The sequence below is a fragment of the Corallococcus sp. RDP092CA genome, from assembly GCF_041903675.1.
GTDB lineage: Bacteria > Myxococcota > Myxococcia > Myxococcales > Myxococcaceae > Corallococcus.
Map to the genome: position 1 here is coordinate 374,963 of NZ_JAYESI010000003.1, position 18,626 is coordinate 393,588.

Here is an 18,626-nt window from a genome sequence, read left to right on the forward strand (position 1 = left end):
GCCCGATAGGAAACGCTGCCCAACGCCCCAGGTCGCATGAACGACGCGAGCGCGGAGGGCCGCGGAGGAAGGCGTGCCGCGCGAGGCGGGCAGGGCAGGGGCAACGCGCTTCGACGGTCCGGACAGCCGGGGCGCCACACCCGAACCCGGGGCGACCCACGCGAGGCGACTGTCAACGGTTTCCGGCAAGCGCTGCTCTCCAACTCACTCGTCCGGGCGCGGTCGTGTCTACCGCGCTGGATTCAGTGGGAGCGCATGCTAACCAGGACACTGTTTCGTTGAAAAGAGGGGGGCCTGCGTAACTTTGCGTTAGCAACCCAGTAACAATTGTCAGTCTGGAATAAGCCGTAGCAGCCAGGCGGACGCGAGCGTGAAACAGGTGCCGCGCCGCACCTTGCGTGTGGGAGGAAACCCTGCTCAGCGGCGCGAACGGGGCGCGGCGGGGCCTTCGTCGCGCGAGGGCAGCGGGCCGTGGTCGAGCGGATCCTCCACCTCCGCGCCCTCCTTGCGCTGCTTGTACTGCTCGCGCACGTAGGCGACGAGCTGATCCAGATACGAAGACAGCGGTGGGCAGCGCACGCCGGTGCCGTCGAGCAGCTCCAGCGTGTTGTGGCAGTTGTAGATGGCCAGGTGGTTCACGTAGCTGATGGCGGCGCGCTGGGGCCGGGCCAGCTTCTCCAGCACGGGCATCCGCAGCATCACGTCCGCGGCGCGCGCGGACAGGTTGAAGCGCGGCAGCCGCTTGTGGGCCTTCTCCGCGATGAGCTCGTACACGCGCCGCGCGCTCATGGGGTTGGGATCCACCAGGTGGAAGGTGCGCCCCTTCGCGCGCGCGTCGCGCGACAGCCGCCACACGGCCTCCACCACGAAGTCCACCGGGACGACGTTGAGCGGCGCGACGCCGTTGCCCGGCAGGGGCAGCGGCACCACCAGCGGGGACGTGACGAGCAGGATGCCCAGGTAGTAGGGGCCCTCGAAGCGATCGATCTCGCCCGTGCGCGAATCACCCACCACGCTGGAGGGACGGAAGATGGTGACGGGGAGGGTGGCGGCGGCGCGCTGCACCAGCCGCTCCGCCTGGAACTTGGTCTCCTCGTAGGCGTTGCGGAAGGACTGGCCCCGGTCCAGCTCGTCCTCGGCGATGACGCCCACGCGGTCGCCGGACACGTAGCAGGTGGAGAAGTGGTTGAAGCGCGAGAGGTTCTCGCAGTCGCGCGCCAGCTCCAGCATGTTGCGCGTGCCGTCCACGTTCACCCGCCACGCGGTCTCCTTGGGCACCCCCAGCTGCGACACGGCGGCCAGGTGGAAGATGTCCGTCACCCGCTCGCACAGGCGCTGATACTCCTCGCCGGACAGGCCCAGGTGCATGTCCACCGCGTCGCCGGTGAGCAGCTCCACGCGCGCGCCCTTCACCTTCGCCGCGAGCGCCTGCGCCTCCTTGAAGGCCTTGGGCTGCACGAGCACGTAGATGTGCCCCCGCGGGTCCTCCCGCGCGATGTGCTCCACCAGCCGCTTGCCAATGAAGCCCGGGTAGCCGGTGAGGAAGTAGGTGCCAGGGCCCTGCCGCGTCGTCGCCGTGTCGCTCATTCGCGGCGCAGCATAACCGCCCGTCAGCCGCGCGCGAGCATCGCCCGCCAGACCGCCTCCACCTGGGGACGGGTGGCCTCCGGCGCGCCGCTGTTGTCGATGACCCACGTCGCGTGCGCGCGCTTGTCGTCCAGCGGCATCTGCGCCTGAAGCCGCGCCTCCGCCTGCGCCTCCGTGAGGCCGTCGCGCGTCATCAGCCGCGCCTTCTGCACGTCCCGGGGCACCCACACCACGGCCACGCCCTCCATCGCCGTGTGCAGGCCCGTTTCGATGAGCAGCGGCACGTCGTAGACGGCGTGGGTGACGCCCTCGGCCTCCAGCGCCTGGAGCTTCTGGAGGAAGAGGGCCCGGACCTCCGGGTGCACGATGGCGTTGAGCGCGGCTCGCTCCCCGGCGTTCGCGAAGATGTGCGCGCCCAGCTTCACCCGGTCCAGGCGGCCTTCGGGGCCCACCACGCCGGGGAAACGCTCGTCGATGCGCTTCAGGCCGGGGGTGCCGGGCTCCACCACCTCCCGGGCGAGCACGTCCGCGTCCAGCACGCGCGCGCCCAGCTCCCGGAGCATCCGGCTCACCGTGCTCTTGCCGGAGGCGATGCCGCCCGTCAGGCCGAAGACGTGCACGGGCTACTTCGCGGCCTTGGGCGTGGTGAAGACGAAGGACTGCACCGTCTTGCCGTCCTCGTTGAAGAAGATGGCCACGCCCAGCTTCACGTAGAGGAAGTAGGTGCGGAAGTCGTCCGTCAGCTTGCGCAGGTAGCAGGGCGTGGCGGGCATGGCGCCCCCCGGGCACGCGGGGCCGTAGCTGTTCTCGACGGTGTCCTTCTCGATGACCGGCCCGGGGAACACGTCGATGCGCTCCACCAGCTGGGTGGCCGGGTCCACCTTGAACTGGGCCTGGGTGGTGCCCTTGATGGCCTCCTTCTGGAAGTAGGCCAGGATCTCCTTGCCGTCCTGGGTCATGGTCCGGGACGGCTCCCCGAACTTCTTCAGGACGTCCTCCTTCTTGGAGGACCCGGGCTCGATGCCCTGCCACGGCTTGGCGGAGGCAGGCAGGGAGACGGCAAGCACGGCGACGGCGAACAGGACGGCAATCACGGGGGTCCGCATCACGACTCCTCCCTAGCGGATCAGGCAGGCACGCCTCAAGGTCCGTTACCTCAAGCCACGCACCTGTCCACCCGGTATTCAATCACGAACGAGACGCCTTGCCCCCTCCAGGGGCCTCTGCTACGTGCTCAAGGCATGTCTTCTCGTGCCTTCCGGGTCTTTTCCGCCCTCCTGCTCGCCCTCTGCGGCGGCCTCGCCGGCGCCGCGGACTTCACGGGCCCCGACAGCTGCAAGGGCTGCCACCCGGAGGCGTACGACGCGTGGATGAAGTCCAAGCACGCCCGGGCCACGGAGACGCTGGCGGAGACGCAGAAGAAGGACGCGCGGTGCCTGTCCTGCCACGCGCCGGACCAGGCCGAGCAGCAGCTGTCCGCCGTCACCTGCGAGACGTGCCACGGCGGTGGGCAGTACTACTCGCCGTCCTACGTGATGAAGGACCCGGAGCTGGCGCGGCTGGTGGGGCTGGTGGACCCGTCGGAGAAGCAGTGCCGCACCTGCCATGACGCCTCCTCGCCATCCCTGCGCCCGTTTGACTTCAAGGAAGCGCTGAAGGCCATCGACCACTGGTCCGCCGAGCGCGCTCGCAGGCAGCAGCCCCGCGCGGACGCGGCCCCCTCCACGCCGGCTCCCGCCACGGCGAAGAAGTAAGTGACCTCCGCTTGATCAAGATCCTCGACGCCCGCTTCGTCACCACCGCCGTGGAGCTCAAGGGGCTGCCCACGGACCACGCCGCGGAGGTGGCCTTCGTGGGCCGCTCCAACGTCGGCAAGTCGTCCATGATCAACGCCCTCACGAACCGGCGGAAGCTGGTGCGCGTGTCCAACACGCCGGGGCGCACCCGCACGCTCAACTTCTTCGACGTGGACCTGGACCGCGACGGCGTGCGCCACACGGTGCGCCTGGCGGACCTGCCCGGCTACGGCTTCGCCAAGGCGAGCAAGGCGGACAAGGCCCAGTGGCAGGAGATGATCACCACCTACCTCAAGAACCGGCACCGGCTGGAGGTGGTGGTGAGCATCATCGACGCGGAGGTGGGGCCCACGCCGGAGGACCTGCAGACGCTGGACTACCTCCAGGAGCACAACCGCCGCATCCTCGTCGTGGCCACCAAGGTGGACCGGCTGACGAAGGCGCAGCGCAAGCCCCGGCTGCAGAAGGTGGCCGAGCAGCTGGAGCTGCCCCGCGAGGCGGTCCTCCCGTTCTCCTCCACGGAGAAGCTGGGGGTGGAGGAGGTGTGGGGCACGCTGCTGGACACCTTCGGCAAGGCCACCCGCGTCTGAGGCTGCCGGAACAGGGCCGCTGTGGTAGCACCCCCGGCGTGTCCCAGAACGGCAAGACGAATGGTGGTGGTTCGCCCCTCGCGCCCCGCGAGGAGCGTCAGCGGTGGATGCGCCTGGCCCCGCGTCAGCGGGTGAAGGCGCTCTTCGACGCGGAGGACACGGCCGCGCTGGTGCGCTCGCTGCCCGCGGAGGACCTCTACGTCACCATCCAGGAGGTGGGGCTGGCGGACACGACGGAGCTCGTGCAACTGGCGTCCCCCGCGCAGTTCCGCACCTTCGTGGACCTGGGCGGCTGGGCGAAGGACAAGCTGGAGCCGCACGCGGTGCTCACCTGGCTGCGCGCCGCGCGCGGTGACGAGCTGGAGGACTTCCTTCGCAAGGTGCACGCGGTGGACCTGGAGGTGGTGGAGACGCTCCTCAAGGAGTTCACCGTCGTCCACGACCTGGAGGAGAACCCGGACGTCAACCCGCAGGGCGTGACGGTGGAGACCCCGGAGGGGCGCTACCTGGTGGAGCTGAAGGCGGAGGGCGTGGAGATGTCCGCCATGCGCGCGCTCCTCAACGACCTCATCGCGGAGAACCCCTTTGAAGCGGTGCGCCTCTTCGAGGCCGTGCGCTGGGAGATCCCCTCCGAGCTGGAGGAGACCGCGTTCCAGTTCCGCCGCGCGCGCCTGGCGGACCTGGGCTTCCCCTCGCTGGAGGACGCGCTGTCCCTCTTCAGCCGCGTGGACGTGCCGCCGCGCCCCCTGGGGGCGGGGACGCCCGCGCTCACCGCTACGGGCGGCCACGTGGACTACCTGGAGGCGGCCTTCCGGGACCTGTCCGACGTGGAGCGGATGAACGCGGAGGACGAGCTGCGGGAGGTGGCCAACGCGGTGCTCGTCGCGGAGCTGGGCGACCCGGGCGACCTGGACGCCGTGCGCCGCGTGGGCGAGTGGGTGCGCGACTACCTGTCGCTGGGCCTGGAGCACCTGACGGGGGCCGACCCCGCGAAGGCGCCGGACGCGCTGCGGGACACGCCGCTGCGCCGCGTCTTCCAGGTGGGCTTCACGCTGACGCTCCAGCTCAAGTACCGCGCGGACCGCCTCTTCAAGGCGCCCTTCGTGAAGCTGGACGACGTGCCGCTGGTGCTCCCGGAGGAGGCCGCCGGGCTGGAGGCCCTCCGGCGCAAGCGTCCCCGGCGCGCGCTGCGCGTCCCCGGCGCGGAAGCCGTGCCGTTCCGTTCGCTGCGCGAGGTGGCCGGTTCGGAGGCGCTGCTCGCGCGGGCGGAGGCGCAGGTGGCGGCGCTGGCCGCGGTGCTGGGCGGCTCCGAGGACGCGGCGCGCACCGTGCTGGCGCGCTTCGGCGTGTCGCTGGACGTGCTGGGCGTGGAGCGGCTGTGGGCGGCGGTCGTGTCCATGGCCGTGCTGGAGGAGCGCGTGGACGTGCGGCCCGTGCCGCTGGGGCGCACGGTGGAGCTGGGCCAGCGCCTCTTCGAGGGCACGCCGGACGCCCCTCGCCTGCGCGCGAGCGCGGCGGAGCGCGCGGTGGCCGCGCTGTCGCCCGCGGTGCCGGAAGGCGCGCGCGAGGAGCTGCGTCGGGTGGTGAACGTCACGCTGGCGCGCCTGCTGTCGGAGCTGGGCCCGGCGTGGCTGCGCGAAGGCCGCCTGGACCTGATCGCCTCCGCGGTGCTTCCGATGGAGAGCGCGCCGGTCCCGTAGCTTTTTCAGCCTTACGCCGCCCGGCGGTTCAGGGCGATCCCGCAACTGCCCGAAGATACGGGCGATCCCCGACGCCAGTCCCTGGCACGCGCGCTGCTTTGCCCCTTGCCCGCCAGCTGTTCGCAATCCGCGAGCGGCTGACGGCAATCCACGAGGGCCAGGGGCAGGCGTGTGACGGGACGAGCGACCGACAGCGAAGGGGTGGCGTACATGGGACCGGGCGCGGTGGGGCAGCGTCGCGACGTGCTGGCTTTCTTCATGCTCACGGCGTTCGCGGCGGTGATGTACGCCGTGCCGGGTGAGTGGATCCCCGCGCTGGAGCCGCTGCGGCTCGCGCTGCTCACGTCGGGGCTGGGCGCGGGGCTGATGGTGATGCGCCGCATTGGCAAGGCGGAGCCCCTCTACTTCGACGGCGCGCGGGGCATCGCGCTCCTGGCGTTCTCGTCGCTGGCGTTCTGCTCGGTGGCGTGGAGCGTGAACCCGGAGGTGACGCGCTTCCAGGGCGTGGAGCTGCTCAAGCTCACGGCCATCTACCTGACGCTCGTCAACGTCCTCACCACGCCCAGGCGGCTGGCGGTGGTGTGCGGCGCCATGGTGCTGGGCGCCATCGTGACGTCCATTGGCGTCATCAACTGGTACATCGTCGGCGTGGACATGGTGGAGGGCTTCCGTTCGCGCTGGGTCGGCGTGTACGCGGACCCGAACCACATGGCCATGAACATGGTGCTGGTGGTGCCGCTCGCCGTGGCGTTCCTCGCGCGCAAGAGCACCCCGTGGGTGTTCCGCGTGCTGTGCGCGGTGTCCGCGGTGCTGGCGGTGGTGGCGATCGTCCTGTCGCACTCGCGCGGTGGCTTCATCGGCCTGTCGGTGGCCATGGCCATGTGGGCCATCCGCGAGAAGCGCCGCATGCAGGCCATCGTGCTGGGCACGGTGTTCGTCGCGGGCCTGGCGGTGTTCGCGCCCAAGAGCTTCTGGGAGCGCAATGAGACGGTGGCGGCGTTCCACGAGGACGCGTCCGCCATGGGCCGCGTCTACGCGTGGCAGGTCGCCAGCCGCATGAGCCTGGACCGGCCGCTGTTGGGCGTGGGCGCGGGCGGCTTCCGCTACGCGTGGTTCCAGTACGCGCCGCCGGAGGCGCACCGCGCCTACGTGGCGCACAACATCTTCCTCGACGTCATCGGGGAGCTCGGGTGGGTGGGCCTCCTGTGCTTCCTGGTGTTCTCGGGGGGGGCCGTGGGCGGGGCGGCGGCCGCGTCCTCGGACTCGGAGATGGGATGGCTGGCGCGCGCGCTGTTGGCGTCGGTGGCCGGCTACCTCATCTGTGACTTGTTCTCGGGCTACATCCTGTCCGCGCACTGCTACGTGCTCTTCGGCCTGGCCGCGAGCGCGCACCGCATCGCGCAGGCACGGGAGCGCGCCCTGGCGGTGGGGAGGCAGCCGGCGATGAAACCCGCGCCGGTGGCCACGTGGGAGGGGTCTGGGCATGCGGCGTGAGGATGCGCGGATGGGGCAGGAGCCCCTCCGCCTGGTGCAGTTCACCCGGTCGTTCCACATTGGCGGCACCGAGGTGCAGGTGCTGGAGCTGCTGCGAGGCCTGCCCTCCAGCTACCGGTTGCAGGTGTCGGTGCTGGATGACGCCGGGCCCCTGATGGGCGCGGTGTGGAAGCTGGGCCACGCGCCGGAGGTGTTCTCCCTCAAGGGCTCGCTCGCGCAGCCCAACACGCTGTTGCAGATCCACCGGATGGCCCGCTGGCTCAAGCGCCACCGCGTGCAGCTGGTGCACGTGCACGACTTCTACTCCAGCATCGTCGCGGTGCCGGCCGCGAAGCTCGCGGGCGCGAAGGTCATCGTCGGCCGGCTGGACCTGTCCCACTGGCAGGGCAAGGCGCGCCGCCTGCTGCACGCGCGGGTGACCCGGCTGGCGGACCACGTCGTCGCCAACGCGGAGGCCATCCGCCAGATGCTGATCCACGAGGAGGGCCTGCCCGCCTCGCGCATCTCCGTCATCCACAACGGCCTGGACCTCCCGCGCTTCGACGCCCGCGCGGCGGAGGGGTTCAAGGACACGCTGCCGGACACCGGCGGTGTGCCCACGGTCATCCACGTGGCCAACATGAACCACCCCGTGAAGCGGCAGGAGGATGTGCTCCTCGCGCTTGCCATGCTGCGTCATGAGGGGACGCGGCTGAACGCGTGGTTCGTGGGAGACGGGCCACGCCGGCCGGCGCTGGAGAAGATGGCGCACGAGCTGGGGGTGTCGGACGGGGTGCACTTCCTGAAGCACCGCACGGACGTTCCGGCCCTCTACGGGCAGGCCACGTTCGGCGTGCTGTGCTCCACCGCGGAGGGCATGTCCAACGCGGTGATGGAGGGCATGGCGGCGGGGCTGCCCATGGTGGTGACGCGCGTGGGCGGCAACCCGGACCTCATCGCGGACGGCGAGCGCGGGCTGGTGGTGGAGCCGGAGCGGCCCGCCCAGCTGGCCCAGGCGTTCCGCCGCCTGCTGGCCCAGCCCCAGGAGGCCCGGAAGATGGGCAAGGCCGCCCGGGGCTTCGTCGCCCGCGAGCTGTCCCTGGAGAAGCTGGTGCGCCGGCATGACGCGCTGTACCGCCAGGTGGCAGGACTTCCTCCCGGCTGAAACCCGCCCCAGGGGGCCGGGAAATGTCAGACCGATCCGGATAATCCACGCCCGCTCCCAAGAAATTGGGGGCGGGCGCGTTCGTAGGAGGGGGAGGGCGCACTTTCCGCCGGGCCCTTCGTGTGCGCAGGTTATAGATGGGAATAGTGCGATTTTCGTGGAGTTTGGAGGGCAGGCTGTGGTAATGGCGCCTCGGGTGTTGCCGGAACCGGTGAGCGTGCTCACCCTGGTCAAGGCGGATCAGGTGGGTGGCGGAATCACCGCTGGTGCGTAGGGGTTGTGAAGGAGACGGACGCCGAGCGCGGGGCCCGGTAGCGATGGGACGCGGGGCGGACGGCAGGACACATGAAGGTGGCGTGGGGCTGGCCAGCGGGCCGCTTCACATCCGCCGCGACTTTACGAGGCCCTGCCAGTCGGCACGAGGCCCGGGGCGCTCGCCGGTAAAACTCCAAGGTGCCGGCGAGCGCTCTCTTTTTTGCCTCACAGCTCCGCACTCGTGTGTCCTCCGGGTTGTTTCCGTGAGGAGGACGCACCGGGTGGGATGCGCCGGAGGGCCGCGGAAGCGGGCGCCCCGGGTCCACCTCAGGCTTCGTCGACGAGGTCGAAGCGCTGGCCCACGCCCTTGGCCAGGGCGACGTCGTAGAGCGCGCGGGCCAGGGCCACGTCCTGCACGGCGAGGCCGGTGGAGTCGAAGAGGGTGACCTCGGTGCCGGTGCGGCCGGGCTTGCGGCCCGCGACGACCTCCCCGAGGGTGCCGGCGAGCTGCTCGGGCCGGAGGAGCCCGTCGTGGAGCGGGACGTTCACCTCGCCGGAGTGGAGCGCCTGATCCGCGTCATCGATGAAGACGCGGCCTTCGACGAGCAGGCGCGGATCCAGCTCCTGCTTGCCGGGGGCGTCCGCGCCCATGGCGTTGATGTGGGCGCCGGCCTGGACCCACTCGCGGCGGACCACGGGGGCGCGCGCGGGGGTGGCGGAGCAGACGATGTCCGCGCCGGAGGCCTCCTGGAGGCTCACCACGCGGCCGCCCTTCTCCTTCTGGAGGGCCTCGGCGGCCTGGGGGGAGGCGTCCGCCAGGAGCAACTCCAGGTCCCCGAAGAGGGCGCGGTGCGCGTCGATGAGGACGCGCGCCTGCACGCCGCAGCCCACGAGCCCCAGCGTGCGGGGCTGCTTCCTGGCCAGGTACTTGGACGCGACGCCGCCGGCCGCGCCGGTGCGCCACGCGGTGAGCAGCGTGCCGTCCAGGATGGCCAGCGGGGACGCGGTGTCCGGATCGCTGAGCACGTACACGGCGCGCACCGTGGGCAGGCCGTGCTTGCGCGGGTTCTGGGGATGGGCGTTGACCCACTTCACGCCGGCCGCGCCGTCGAGGAACGCCGGCATGGCGCGGAAGTCGCCGTCGTACTTCGGCAGGGACAGGTACACCTTGGGGGGCATGAGCGCGTCGCCGCGGCCATGGGCCAGGAAGGCACGCTCGACGGCTTCCAGACCGAGCTCGACGGTGTAGAGGCCGCGCAGATCCCTGGCGCTGAGGAGGAGGGTGGGCATGGGCGCGCTATACCCAAGAACGCAGGGGACCCCAAGGGCTGTCCCGCCGTGACGTCTGGCCAGAGGCGCTCCGGGCGGGGAGGTGGGCATGTCTGGGATTGGCAGGTGGCGCAATCCGGACGGCTCGGGCTGCGGGGAATGCACGACACGGGCCGGAGGACAGCCATCGCGTGCCGCCCGCCGTACCATCCGTCACCCACCTGCCCCGTGGAGGCAAGGCCGTTGCTCGAAGGACGACGGAGGCGGGACTCCTCGGACGCGTCCACGCCAATGGTTCCGCAGGCCGCTCCTCGCGGCTCAGGCATACAGCTCGCTCAGCGGTCCTGGCGCGATGCGCGTGCTGCCCTCCTGCCCGAAGGTGTTGAAGTCCGCGTCTCCGAACGCGTGGCCGAGCGTGTTGAAGAGGTTGGAGACCTGCCGGTTCCGGGCTGCGTCGTACTTCGGGTACACGACCGTGCGCCCGTCGGTCTTCAGGCCCAGCGCGTTGCCGCCCACCACGAGCTTCGGCCACTCACGCGAGGTGGAGTGGTGCTGCTCGCCGTTGTCGGACATGAAGACGATCGCCGTGTGATCCAGCATCGAGCCGCTCGCGCCAATCTCGGGCGTGGCGGCCAGCGTCCTCGCCAGGTTCGCCACCAACTGTACGTGGCGGCGGGTGACCTCGGCGACGCGATCCCAGTTCTGCCCCGCATCCAGGCTGTGCTGCAGGTTGTGTCGCGGGATGTCGCTCACGTCCGGGCCGTAGGCCACGTCGAAGCCCGAGCTGCCCGTCGCCAGCACGACCGTGTTCGTCAGCCCACCCAGGAGGGAGGCCGTGGCGATCTGGAACTGCGCCTCGAACCACTTCAGCGAGTCGGGCGGTGAGCCCGCTCCGGTGAGCAGCGGGTTGTCCTTCGGCGCCAGCGGTAGGTAGGGCCGCACTCGGTCCGCCATGCCGGTGAGCTGATCCTCCCGCGTGCGCAGCGACTCGAGCGAGGAGACGTAGCGCTCCAGTTTCAGCCGCTCGTTGGAGTTGCCGCTGAACGCCGCCAGCGCCTTGCGCGAGTCGGCCAGCGCGAAGTCGAAGAGCATCTTGCGATCGCGCCCACTCGTCGAGCCGCCGAGCAGCGAGCCGAAGGTGCTGTCGAACGCGAGCGACGGGTTGACGATGATGCCCGCGGGCTTGCGCGGCCCGAGCGCGCAGGTTTCGTACACGATCGACACGCGCGCGGAGCTGGTGCCCAGGCGCAGCACGTCGAACGGGGCGCCCCGGCGCAGGCGAGGCGCGATCACCGCGTCGAAGGTCGCGCCCGCGCCGTTCACCGCGCAGCTCAGCCCGCCCGTCCCGCTGGAGTGCCCGCCACCCGCGATGAGGTTCGAGAGCCCCAGCAGCACGGCGGAGCGGCTCACCAGGTCGATGTTGCCGGAAGACGCCGCCAGCGGCCCGAGGCTGATCGCGCTGGCGAGATCGTCGCCCTCACGCACCAGCGGCGTGTCCTTGTACGCGTCCCAGAAGAGGCGGTCGGAGGTGTTGGCGCGTCCCCCCAGCGCCGCGCGGGTGCCCGTGCTCAGGAGCGCGCGGGGGTAGACGCCATTGCACTCGAGGACCAGCACCAGGCGCGCCGGCAACGCTGACGACTGGGCGTAGACGTCGCGGAAGTAGGGCGCGAAGAGGCCGGCGGCCATGCCCTTCAGGACGGTTCGTCGCGAGAACATGGCAGTCACTCTCCAGCCTGCGGCACACGCCGCGTCTTCCAGGTGTCGCTTGTCATCAGCGTGGTCAGCATCTTGGAGAACGAGCCTTGGTTCTGATCATAGGCCTGCTCCATCTGCGTCAGCGTGCAGGCGTCGCTCAGGTTCTCCGGGCGTCCCATGAAGTAGCGGAAGGCCTGTCGCACGAAGCAGCGTTTCGCGTACTGCGAGGTCGCCAGGCGCTCGCTCAACTCCACCGCGTCGCGCACCGGGCCATCCAGCGCGGGGTCCGGCATCGACGTGAGCGTCGAGCTTCCGTCTGGCGTGGTCCAGCCTCCGCTGGGCGAGTGATCCCGCGCGCGCAGGAAGCCCGCGTGGTTGTAGATCTCGAAGGGCAGGCCGAGCGGCTCCATGAGGCGGTGACAGCCCTGACACTGCGCTCCGGCGGTCGCCTCCTGCAGGCGGCGGCGTGCGTTCTTGTCGGCGGCGTGAGCGCCGACCTGGGCCGCCACCTGTACGCTGCTGAGCGGCGGGACGAAGCCGCATAGGAGGTTCTCGCGCACCCACTTGCCGCGGTGGACGATGGACGGATCGTCCTCGAAGTTGCCGCCGTGCGCGGCCAGCCACACCGGGTGGGTCAGCACGCCCGCGCGCTCCGTGGCAGGCAGCGTCTTCCAGCGGCCCTCGACGGTCGCCGGGAGGATCTCGCTGACGTTGTAGGGGTGGGAGAGGCCCTTGTGCGAGTCGTACGCCGCGTTCTGCATGGAGGGGACGTAGAAGGTGCGCGTGGTGAGCAGGTTCGCCAACACGTCCTGATCCTCGACGACCACCCGTGCGATCAGATCGTCGAACTGCTGGATGAAGGTCGGCTCCAGCGGATGGAAGTTGGTGAGCAGGTTGTCGTACGAGACCGAGCTGATGTAGCCGAGCCCCTCGAGCTCGAAGCGCGAGGTCGCCGCCGGGGACTCCTTGAACACCGCGGACACGTGCCCGTAGCCGAGCCACTCGCGGAAGAAGCCCGCGACGCCGTCACCCAGCCAGTACTGCCCGCGCTTGGAGCGCTGCTCCTCGTTGTAGTCCTGCACCAGATCGAAGCGCGGTGTCCCGTTCTCGTTGGCGTCGACGCCGCCCAGGTGCTTCTTGATCAGGGCGGTGGTCGTCGCATCCTGCGTGAGCGAGCCATCCTTCGCGGCGAGGGCCACGTCCGCCAGGTGCCCCTCGAGGGGCGCGGAGTAGTACGGCCACACGAAGCTCGGCGTGGCCGAGGGCGCGCGCCCTGCCAGCGCGTAGGCCAGCTGCGAGCCCAGCTCGAGGCTGGTCAGCTCCACGCGCCCGTCGGCCGGCTCGCCGCCCATCTCGCGGCGGAACATGGCGCCGGTCATCATCCACGCGGCGTTGGAGATCCGCGTGATGGAGTCCGCGCGGTTTTGAGGGGAGTAGCTCGGTTCCTGGGCGATGACCGCGGTCGCGAAGGCGGTGAGGCGGGTGAGCTCATCCTCGGTGGGCGGGCGGAAGAAGACGCCGAACTCGAGCATCTGGCCCAGGTGGAAGCGCTTGCAGGCGTCGCTCGGGTTCGCGTCGTCGAACATGCAGCGGAAGCGGCTGTCGGTGAAGACACGCTCCATCCGGTTGCCGTCCGGGTAGTTCATCGTCCATGGCGAGGCGGCCTCGCCGACCACCGGCAGGAAGAGCTCCACCGTGGCCTCGTCCAAACTCTCGTCCGTGGCCCAGGAGCTGTACTGCTCGATGGCGCTGGGATCGAGCGGGTTGTCGTAGAAGCTGAACCCGGTCCAGCTGCGCTCGACCGAGCCACCGACGTTGCGGGTGAACTCGCGCCGGCTCATGCGGCGGATGCGCGTCGGCGCATCCGAGCGCACGCCTTCGGTGCAGGTGAAGAGCGCGGACTGATCGAGCAGGTTGGGCTCGGGCACGACGGTCACCGGCGGGCCGTCCGTGCCACTGCAGAGGGGCATCCCCTCCCCGATCCAGGTCTTGAGCGCGGCGAGCTCGGCCGAGCTCGCGCGCTCATGCGGGGCCGGCGGCATCGGAGCCGCGTCGTCGCTCATTCGGATGAGCGCGCGCTGGGCGTTGCTGAGCTTCCCATCCACCGCCGAGCTCACCCGCATGTCGTGCAGGGTGCGCAGCGGCATCGTCGCCCCCTGGGTCGGCAGCGCGCCGTGACAGCTGGCGCAGCGATTGGCGAGCACCGACTGCACCACGCACGCGGCGCCCACGGTCTCCCCGGGCCCGCCGGGATCCCCGGCGTCGTTGGGGCCTCCGTTGTTGGTGTTTGGCCCGATGTTGCCCTTGCACGCAACGAGGCTCAACAGTCCGGCCAGCAGGAGGACGCGGTTCATCCGGCCAGTCTGGCACGGACGGCAGGTGGAATAGCAAGCAAGCCCGGCCAGACGGGCTCGGCCGGGACGGGCTCGTGCGTAAGCGACTACGCGGACGCGTCCACGCCAATCACGTCGCGCACGGAGGCGAAGCCCTCCCGGGCCAGCAGGGCGCCCAACTCGGGGAGGATGCGGTCCACCATACCCGGGCCCTCGTAGATGAAGCCCGTGTACACCTGCACCACCGTCGCGCCCGCGCGCAGCTTCTCGTAGACGTCCTGCGCGGTGAACACCCCGCCCACGCCGATGAGGGGCAGGGCGCCCTTGCTGCGCTGGTACGCGCGGCGGATGACCGCGTTGGACAGCTCGCGCACGGGGGCACCGGACAGGCCGCCGGCCTCCTTCGCGTGCACGTGCTCCACGGGGCGGGTGAGCGTGGTGTTGGTGGCGATCAGCCCGGACAGCCCGCGCGCCATCGCCACGTCCACCACCTCGTCCACGGCCTCGGGCGTGAGGTCCGGGGCGATCTTCAGGAACAGCGGCGTGCCCCTGGCCACCGCGTCCATCCGCTCACGCACCGCGAGCAGCAGCGTGGACAGCTGCTCCGGCTCCTGTAGCTTTCTCAGGCCGGGCGTGTTGGGCGAGGACGCGTTGACGACGACGTAGTCCCCCAGCGGCGCGAGCGCGTCCACGCACGCCACGTAGTCCTCCACCGCGCGCTCCAGCGGCGTGTCCTTGTTCTTGCCGATGTTCACGCCCAGCGGGCCGGGCTTCCACGTGCGGGCCTTGAGGCGCTCCGCCGCGGTGGCCGCGCCGTGGTTGTTGAAGCCCATGCGGTTGATGATCGCGCGGTGCTCGGGCAGGCGGAACAGGCGGGGCTTCGGGTTGCCCGGCTGGGGCTTGGGCGTGACGGTGCCAATCTCCACGGCGGAGAAGCCGCAGGCGAACAGCCCGTCCACGGCCTCCGCGTCCTTGTCCAGCCCGGCGGCGAGCGCCACCGGGTGGGCGAACTTCAGCCCCGCCAGCTCCACGGACAGGTCCATGGGGGCGCGGCGCAGCGTGCGCTCGCGCATCGCGCGGCAGCGGGCATTCCACGTCCCCAGGGCCGCGAGCCCCGTCATGCCCAGCCGGTGCGCGGGCTCCGGGGGCAGGGTGAAGAGCAGTGCGCGAGTCAGGCCGTACATGCGTCAGGCCGGGATGAAGGACGCCTCGCGCGCCCACGCAAGCGCCTGGTCCACCTGCTCGGTGGTGAGCAGGCCGTTGGACTCGACGATCTCAATCTCCCGCCGCATGTCCGTCTCCAGCAGGTAGGGGCCGTCCGTGTTGATGGTGAACTTCACCTTGCGGTCCCAGAACGTCTGCATGATGTGCTTGAGCTCCTGCAGGTCCGCCACCGCCTTGGTGTGGATGTTGGACGTGGGGCACAGCTCCAGCGTGATGTTGTTCTCGCGCAGCACCTTCATCGCGGACTCGTCGTAGGCGGCGCGGATGCCGTGGCCGATGCGGTGCGGCTTGAGCTTCTCCACCACCGCCATCAGGCCGTTGGCGCCGGTGCCGGCCGTCTCGCCGGTGTGCACGGTGCACTTGAGGCCCGCCTTGCGGGCGCGGGCGTACAGGTCCTCGTACTCCGCGAGCGAGGGCTTGTGCTCCATGGCGTCGCGCTCCGTGCCGGCCAGGTCGATGCCGTACACCCCGCGCGAGCGGTACTTGATGGCCTTCTCCACGATGATGCTGTTGAGCTTGTGGTCGAACTCGCGGGCCAGGCAGAAGATGAGGCCCACCTTCACGCCGTACTCCAGCGTCGCGCGGTCCATGCCCCGCAGCGCCGCGTGGATGATGTGGTCCAGGTCCAGCTCGCTGGAGAGGTTGCGCTTCATGGGGTTGAAGCGCAGCTCGATCTGCGTGACGCGGCTGCCCCGGTACTCCTTGCCAATCACCTCGTAGACGGAGCGCTCGATGGCGCTGGGCGAGGATTGGATCTTCTCCGTCCAGGTGTGGAGGATCTTCAGGTAGTCGTCGAGGCTGCCCACCTTGCCCGGGCGGGAGGTGATGAGCTCGACGAAGTCGAAGTAGTTCTTGACGGGGAGCTTGAAGCCCTGCTGGTGGGCGATGGACCACAGGATGTGCGGGGCCACCGCGCCACCCACGTGGATGTGGAGGTCAATGAGGTCGCGAACCATGGCGGCATGTATGCACAGCCACGGCCACGCGTAAAGCTATCGGCGCAGCAGCACGTAGACGGCGCCGGCCCCGCCGTCCTGCGGGCGCGCGGTGGCGAACGCCAGCACCATCCGCTCCAGGCGCTTCTGAGAGAGCAGGTCTCTCACTGCATCCTTGAGCACCGGGAGCTGGTCCTTGGAATTCAAACCGCGCCCATGGACGATGAGCACGCAGCGGCGCTTGGCGCGGCGGCTGTCGGACAGGAAGCGCTCCACGGCGGCCTGGGCCTCGCGCTGCGTCTTGCCGTGCAGGTCCAGCCGGTCCTGCACGGAGAAGTCGCCCCGGCGCAGCGAGCGCAGCAGGTTGGGGTCCACGCCGGGCGAGGCGCCCTCGAAGGACTCGTCGGACCCGGTGAAGGACAGCGGGCCGTCCACGGCGACCAGGTCGGACAGCTGCGCGAGCGCCTCCGCGTTGTCGTCGATGATCTCCGGCAGGCGCGGGTTGACCTGCGGGGCCTGGCCGCGGTTCGTCACCTGCTTCACGCCGTCCATGGCGGCGAAGAAGAGGCCCACGTCGTCGTCTTCCGGGCGGGCCTTGGCGGGCTTCGGCGCGGCGGCCTTCTTCTTCGCGGCCTCGGCGGCGGCAGCGGCCTCCTTCTCCTGCTTCTGCTGGTCCTGAAGCGTCTTGATGGCGGACTTGAACGGGTTGTTCTGGAACTCCGCTTCCTTCTTCTTCGGGGGCCGCTGGCTCATGGGATTCCTGTCTTCTAACCCGGGCTACAGGCCGCGCAGCCTGCGGATTTCCTCGTAGGCGTCGCGGACGGCCTGGAAGCGGCGGGCGGCCTGCTCGGCGGCCCGGGGCGCCAGGTGGCTGGCCTTGTCCGGGTGGAAGCGGGCGGCGAGCTTGCGGTAGGCGCTCTTCACCTCCGCGTCGGTGGCGTCCGGAGGGAGGCCCAGCGTCTGGTAGTGAGCGGTGGCGTCGCCCAGGTGCTGCTCGGCCAGCGCCTGGGCCTTGGCGTCGGGGACGTCCAGGCCTTCGGCCACGCGCTTCAGGGCCTCGCGCTCCGAGCGCTGGAGGGGGCCATCCGCCAGGGACATCTCATAGAGCGCGTCCAGCAGGCGGAGCCGCTCGCCGGAGGGGAGGGCGTCCCGGCAGGAGGCGAGGGCGGCGGGGGCGTCCAGGGTGGCGGGGTGGGTGAGGAAGTCCTTGAGGTAGCGGCGCACGGCCTGGACGGTGTGGGCGTCGGAGTGGAGGACCTCCTCGAAGTAGTGGCGGACCTCGCGGACCTCCTCGCGGCGCATCTCGCCGTCGGCGCGGGCGACGTCCACGAAGAGGGCGGCGATGTCGCGATCGAGCGGGTCCTCGTCGGGGGCCTGGACGAGGGGGAACTCGCCCGGGCCCTGGGTGAGGGGGGCCTGTTCAGGAGGAGGCTCGAAGGCGGCGGGGAAGTCGCTGAAGATTTCGGGGAAGTCCGGGGGAGCGGCGTGCTGTTCGTCGAAGTAGTGCCCCAGGGCCGTGCCCACGATGAGGCCGAGCACGATGGCCCAGGGCCCGCCGAGGAGGAGGCCGGCCATGAGACCCAACATCGCCCCGAGAACTTTTCCAGCACCCATGCCGACGCTTCGCTCCCTTGAACCGGGCCAGTTTTGCATAAGGTGGGTCGCATGACGGCCCAGTTGATTGACGGAAAAGCGGTGGCGGCGCGCGTGCGGGCGGAGATCAAGGAGGAGGTGGCGCGCCTGAAGGCGGAGCGCGGCATCACCCCGGGACTCGCCGTGGTGCGCGTGGGGGAGGACCCGGCGTCCAAGATCTATGTGACGAGGAAGAAGGAGGCCGCCGCGGAGGCGGGCTTCAATTCCTGGGAGCACCACCCGGACGAGAACATCACCCAGGAGGAGCTCCTGGCGCTGGTGCACCGGCTGAACGAGGACCCGGCCGTGCACGGCATCCTGGTGCAGCTGCCGTTGCCCAAGCACCTCGACGCGGAGGCCATCATCTCGGCGGTGAAGCCGGAGAAGGACGCGGATGGCTTCCACCCGGTGAACGCGGGCAACCTGCTGTTGGGGCGGCCGGCGACGCGGGCGTGCACACCCTACGGGGTGATGCGGCTGTTGGAAGAGGTGGGGTGCGATCCGGCGGGCAAGCGCGCGGTGGTGGTGGGCCGCAGCAACATCGTGGGCAAGCCGCAGGCGCTGATGCTCTTGCAGAAGGACGCGACGGTGACGGTGTGTCACCGCAAGAGCGACCTGCCGGCGGAGGTGGCTCGGGCGGACATCCTGGTGGTGGCGGTGGGCGTGCCAGAGCTGGTGAAGGGCGCGTGGATCAAGCCGGGCGCGGTGGTGATTGACGTGGGGATGAACCGCAAGGCGGACGGCAAGCTGGTGGGGGACGTGGAGTTCGCCGCGGCGGCGGAGCGCGCGTCGTTCATCACGCCGGTGCCGGGTGGGGTGGGGCCGATGACGATCGCGATGCTGATGAAGAACACGCTGGAGGCGGCTCAGCGCGCGGGGAAGTGATTGGACGGTGGTGCGCGGCCGGCCCGGGTTGTGAGAATGGATTGCACGACCCGGTCCCAGTGTCGATGCGCCGGGTGCCGCGCTCCG

General features: G+C 70.4%; 16 protein-coding genes. 6 read left to right on the forward strand and 10 right to left on the reverse strand.

Annotated elements, in window-relative coordinates; all coding sequences use genetic code 11:
* Positions 1-417: 417 nt before the first annotated feature.
* Genes U8525_RS05840 through U8525_RS05850 form a run of 3 tightly spaced genes read right to left on the reverse strand, consistent with a single transcriptional unit; the run spans position 418 to position 2,693 of the window.
* Positions 418-1,587 (reverse strand): SDR family oxidoreductase, encoded by a 1,170-nt coding sequence (locus tag U8525_RS05840; protein WP_374262155.1) that lies wholly within the window; start codon positions 1,585-1,587, stop codon positions 418-420.
* A gap of 23 nt (positions 1,588-1,610) precedes the next feature.
* Positions 1,611-2,207: a dephospho-CoA kinase gene (gene coaE / locus U8525_RS05845; RefSeq protein ID WP_374262157.1), complete on the reverse strand. Its 597-nt coding sequence runs from the start codon at positions 2,205-2,207 to the stop codon at positions 1,611-1,613.
* A gap of 3 nt (positions 2,208-2,210) precedes the next feature.
* Positions 2,211-2,693: a hypothetical protein gene (locus U8525_RS05850; protein ID WP_374262159.1), complete on the reverse strand. Its 483-nt coding sequence runs from the start codon at positions 2,691-2,693 to the stop codon at positions 2,211-2,213.
* A gap of 135 nt (positions 2,694-2,828) precedes the next feature.
* Here U8525_RS05850 and U8525_RS05855 point away from each other — a divergent pair, with 135 nt between their 5' ends.
* From U8525_RS05855 to U8525_RS05875, 5 genes are all read left to right on the forward strand, one after another.
* Entirely contained in the window at positions 2,829-3,341 is a 513-nt protein-coding gene (locus tag U8525_RS05855; protein ID WP_374262162.1) for a multiheme c-type cytochrome, read from the forward strand.
* 11 nt (positions 3,342-3,352) lie between these two features.
* Positions 3,353-3,973 carry a ribosome biogenesis GTP-binding protein YihA/YsxC gene (yihA, locus tag U8525_RS05860; RefSeq protein WP_374262165.1) on the forward strand — a complete coding sequence of 207 codons (621 nt, stop codon included), beginning with the start codon at positions 3,353-3,355 and terminating at the stop codon, positions 3,971-3,973.
* 38 nt (positions 3,974-4,011) lie between these two features.
* Positions 4,012-5,673 carry a DUF6178 family protein gene (locus tag U8525_RS05865; RefSeq protein WP_374262168.1) on the forward strand — a complete coding sequence of 554 codons (1,662 nt, stop codon included), beginning with the start codon at positions 4,012-4,014 and terminating at the stop codon, positions 5,671-5,673.
* 210 nt (positions 5,674-5,883) lie between these two features.
* Positions 5,884-7,167 carry an O-antigen ligase family protein gene (locus U8525_RS05870; RefSeq protein ID WP_374262311.1) on the forward strand — a complete coding sequence of 428 codons (1,284 nt, stop codon included), beginning with the start codon at positions 5,884-5,886 and terminating at the stop codon, positions 7,165-7,167.
* Complete coding sequence (locus U8525_RS05875) at positions 7,157-8,311, forward strand: glycosyltransferase (RefSeq protein ID WP_374262170.1); 1,155 nt, start codon at positions 7,157-7,159, stop codon at positions 8,309-8,311. Before U8525_RS05870 ends, U8525_RS05875 begins: the two co-directional genes overlap by 11 nt.
* A gap of 582 nt (positions 8,312-8,893) precedes the next feature.
* Here the strand turns inward: U8525_RS05875 and U8525_RS05880 are convergent.
* From U8525_RS05880 to U8525_RS05910, 7 genes are all read right to left on the reverse strand, one after another.
* Entirely contained in the window at positions 8,894-9,856 is a 963-nt protein-coding gene (locus U8525_RS05880) for an ornithine cyclodeaminase family protein (RefSeq protein WP_374262173.1), read from the reverse strand.
* A 297-nt stretch (positions 9,857-10,153) separates the two neighbouring features.
* Complete coding sequence (locus U8525_RS05885) at positions 10,154-11,551, reverse strand: DUF1552 domain-containing protein (protein WP_374262176.1); 1,398 nt, start codon at positions 11,549-11,551, stop codon at positions 10,154-10,156.
* Between the two features lie 5 nt (positions 11,552-11,556).
* A complete protein-coding gene (locus tag U8525_RS05890) occupies positions 11,557-13,884 on the reverse strand; it encodes a DUF1588 domain-containing protein (RefSeq protein ID WP_374262179.1) in 2,328 nt (775 codons plus the stop codon).
* A gap of 86 nt (positions 13,885-13,970) precedes the next feature.
* On the reverse strand, positions 13,971-15,047 hold the full coding sequence (locus U8525_RS05895) for a quinone-dependent dihydroorotate dehydrogenase (RefSeq protein WP_374262181.1): 1,077 nt from the start codon (positions 15,045-15,047) through the stop codon (positions 13,971-13,973).
* Between the two features lie 3 nt (positions 15,048-15,050).
* On the reverse strand, positions 15,051-16,043 hold the full coding sequence (gene add / locus U8525_RS05900) for an adenosine deaminase (protein ID WP_374262183.1): 993 nt from the start codon (positions 16,041-16,043) through the stop codon (positions 15,051-15,053).
* Positions 16,044-16,079: 36 nt separating this feature from the next.
* Positions 16,080-16,775: a Smr/MutS family protein gene (locus U8525_RS05905; protein WP_374262185.1), complete on the reverse strand. Its 696-nt coding sequence runs from the start codon at positions 16,773-16,775 to the stop codon at positions 16,080-16,082.
* Between the two features lie 24 nt (positions 16,776-16,799).
* Positions 16,800-17,597 carry a TerB family tellurite resistance protein gene (locus U8525_RS05910; RefSeq protein WP_374262188.1) on the reverse strand — a complete coding sequence of 266 codons (798 nt, stop codon included), beginning with the start codon at positions 17,595-17,597 and terminating at the stop codon, positions 16,800-16,802.
* A gap of 90 nt (positions 17,598-17,687) precedes the next feature.
* Between U8525_RS05910 and folD the strand changes: the two genes are divergently transcribed.
* Positions 17,688-18,539: a bifunctional methylenetetrahydrofolate dehydrogenase/methenyltetrahydrofolate cyclohydrolase FolD gene (gene folD / locus U8525_RS05915; RefSeq protein ID WP_374262191.1), complete on the forward strand. Its 852-nt coding sequence runs from the start codon at positions 17,688-17,690 to the stop codon at positions 18,537-18,539.
* Positions 18,540-18,626 lie beyond the last annotated feature (87 nt).

What these genes read in the sequence shown, in the direction of transcription:
- folD (WP_374262191.1), top strand. Translation starts at nt 17,688, where the DNA reads ATGACGGCCCAGTTGATTGACGGAAAAGCGGTGGCGGCGCGCGTGCGG.
- U8525_RS05840 (WP_374262155.1), bottom strand. Translation starts at nt 1,587, where the DNA reads ATGAGCGACACGGCGACGACGCGGCAGGGCCCTGGCACCTACTTCCTC.
- U8525_RS05905 (WP_374262185.1), bottom strand. Translation starts at nt 16,775, where the DNA reads ATGAGCCAGCGGCCCCCGAAGAAGAAGGAAGCGGAGTTCCAGAACAAC.
- add (WP_374262183.1), bottom strand. Translation starts at nt 16,043, where the DNA reads ATGGTTCGCGACCTCATTGACCTCCACATCCACGTGGGTGGCGCGGTG.
- U8525_RS05870 (WP_374262311.1), top strand. Translation starts at nt 5,884, where the DNA reads ATGGGACCGGGCGCGGTGGGGCAGCGTCGCGACGTGCTGGCTTTCTTC.
- U8525_RS05880 (WP_374262173.1), bottom strand. Translation starts at nt 9,856, where the DNA reads ATGCCCACCCTCCTCCTCAGCGCCAGGGATCTGCGCGGCCTCTACACC.
- U8525_RS05875 (WP_374262170.1), top strand. Translation starts at nt 7,157, where the DNA reads ATGCGGCGTGAGGATGCGCGGATGGGGCAGGAGCCCCTCCGCCTGGTG.
- U8525_RS05910 (WP_374262188.1), bottom strand. Translation starts at nt 17,597, where the DNA reads ATGGCCGGCCTCCTCCTCGGCGGGCCCTGGGCCATCGTGCTCGGCCTC.
- U8525_RS05895 (WP_374262181.1), bottom strand. Translation starts at nt 15,047, where the DNA reads ATGTACGGCCTGACTCGCGCACTGCTCTTCACCCTGCCCCCGGAGCCC.
- U8525_RS05855 (WP_374262162.1), top strand. Translation starts at nt 2,829, where the DNA reads ATGTCTTCTCGTGCCTTCCGGGTCTTTTCCGCCCTCCTGCTCGCCCTC.
- U8525_RS05885 (WP_374262176.1), bottom strand. Translation starts at nt 11,551, where the DNA reads ATGTTCTCGCGACGAACCGTCCTGAAGGGCATGGCCGCCGGCCTCTTC.
- U8525_RS05890 (WP_374262179.1), bottom strand. Translation starts at nt 13,884, where the DNA reads ATGAACCGCGTCCTCCTGCTGGCCGGACTGTTGAGCCTCGTTGCGTGC.
- U8525_RS05850 (WP_374262159.1), bottom strand. Translation starts at nt 2,693, where the DNA reads ATGCGGACCCCCGTGATTGCCGTCCTGTTCGCCGTCGCCGTGCTTGCC.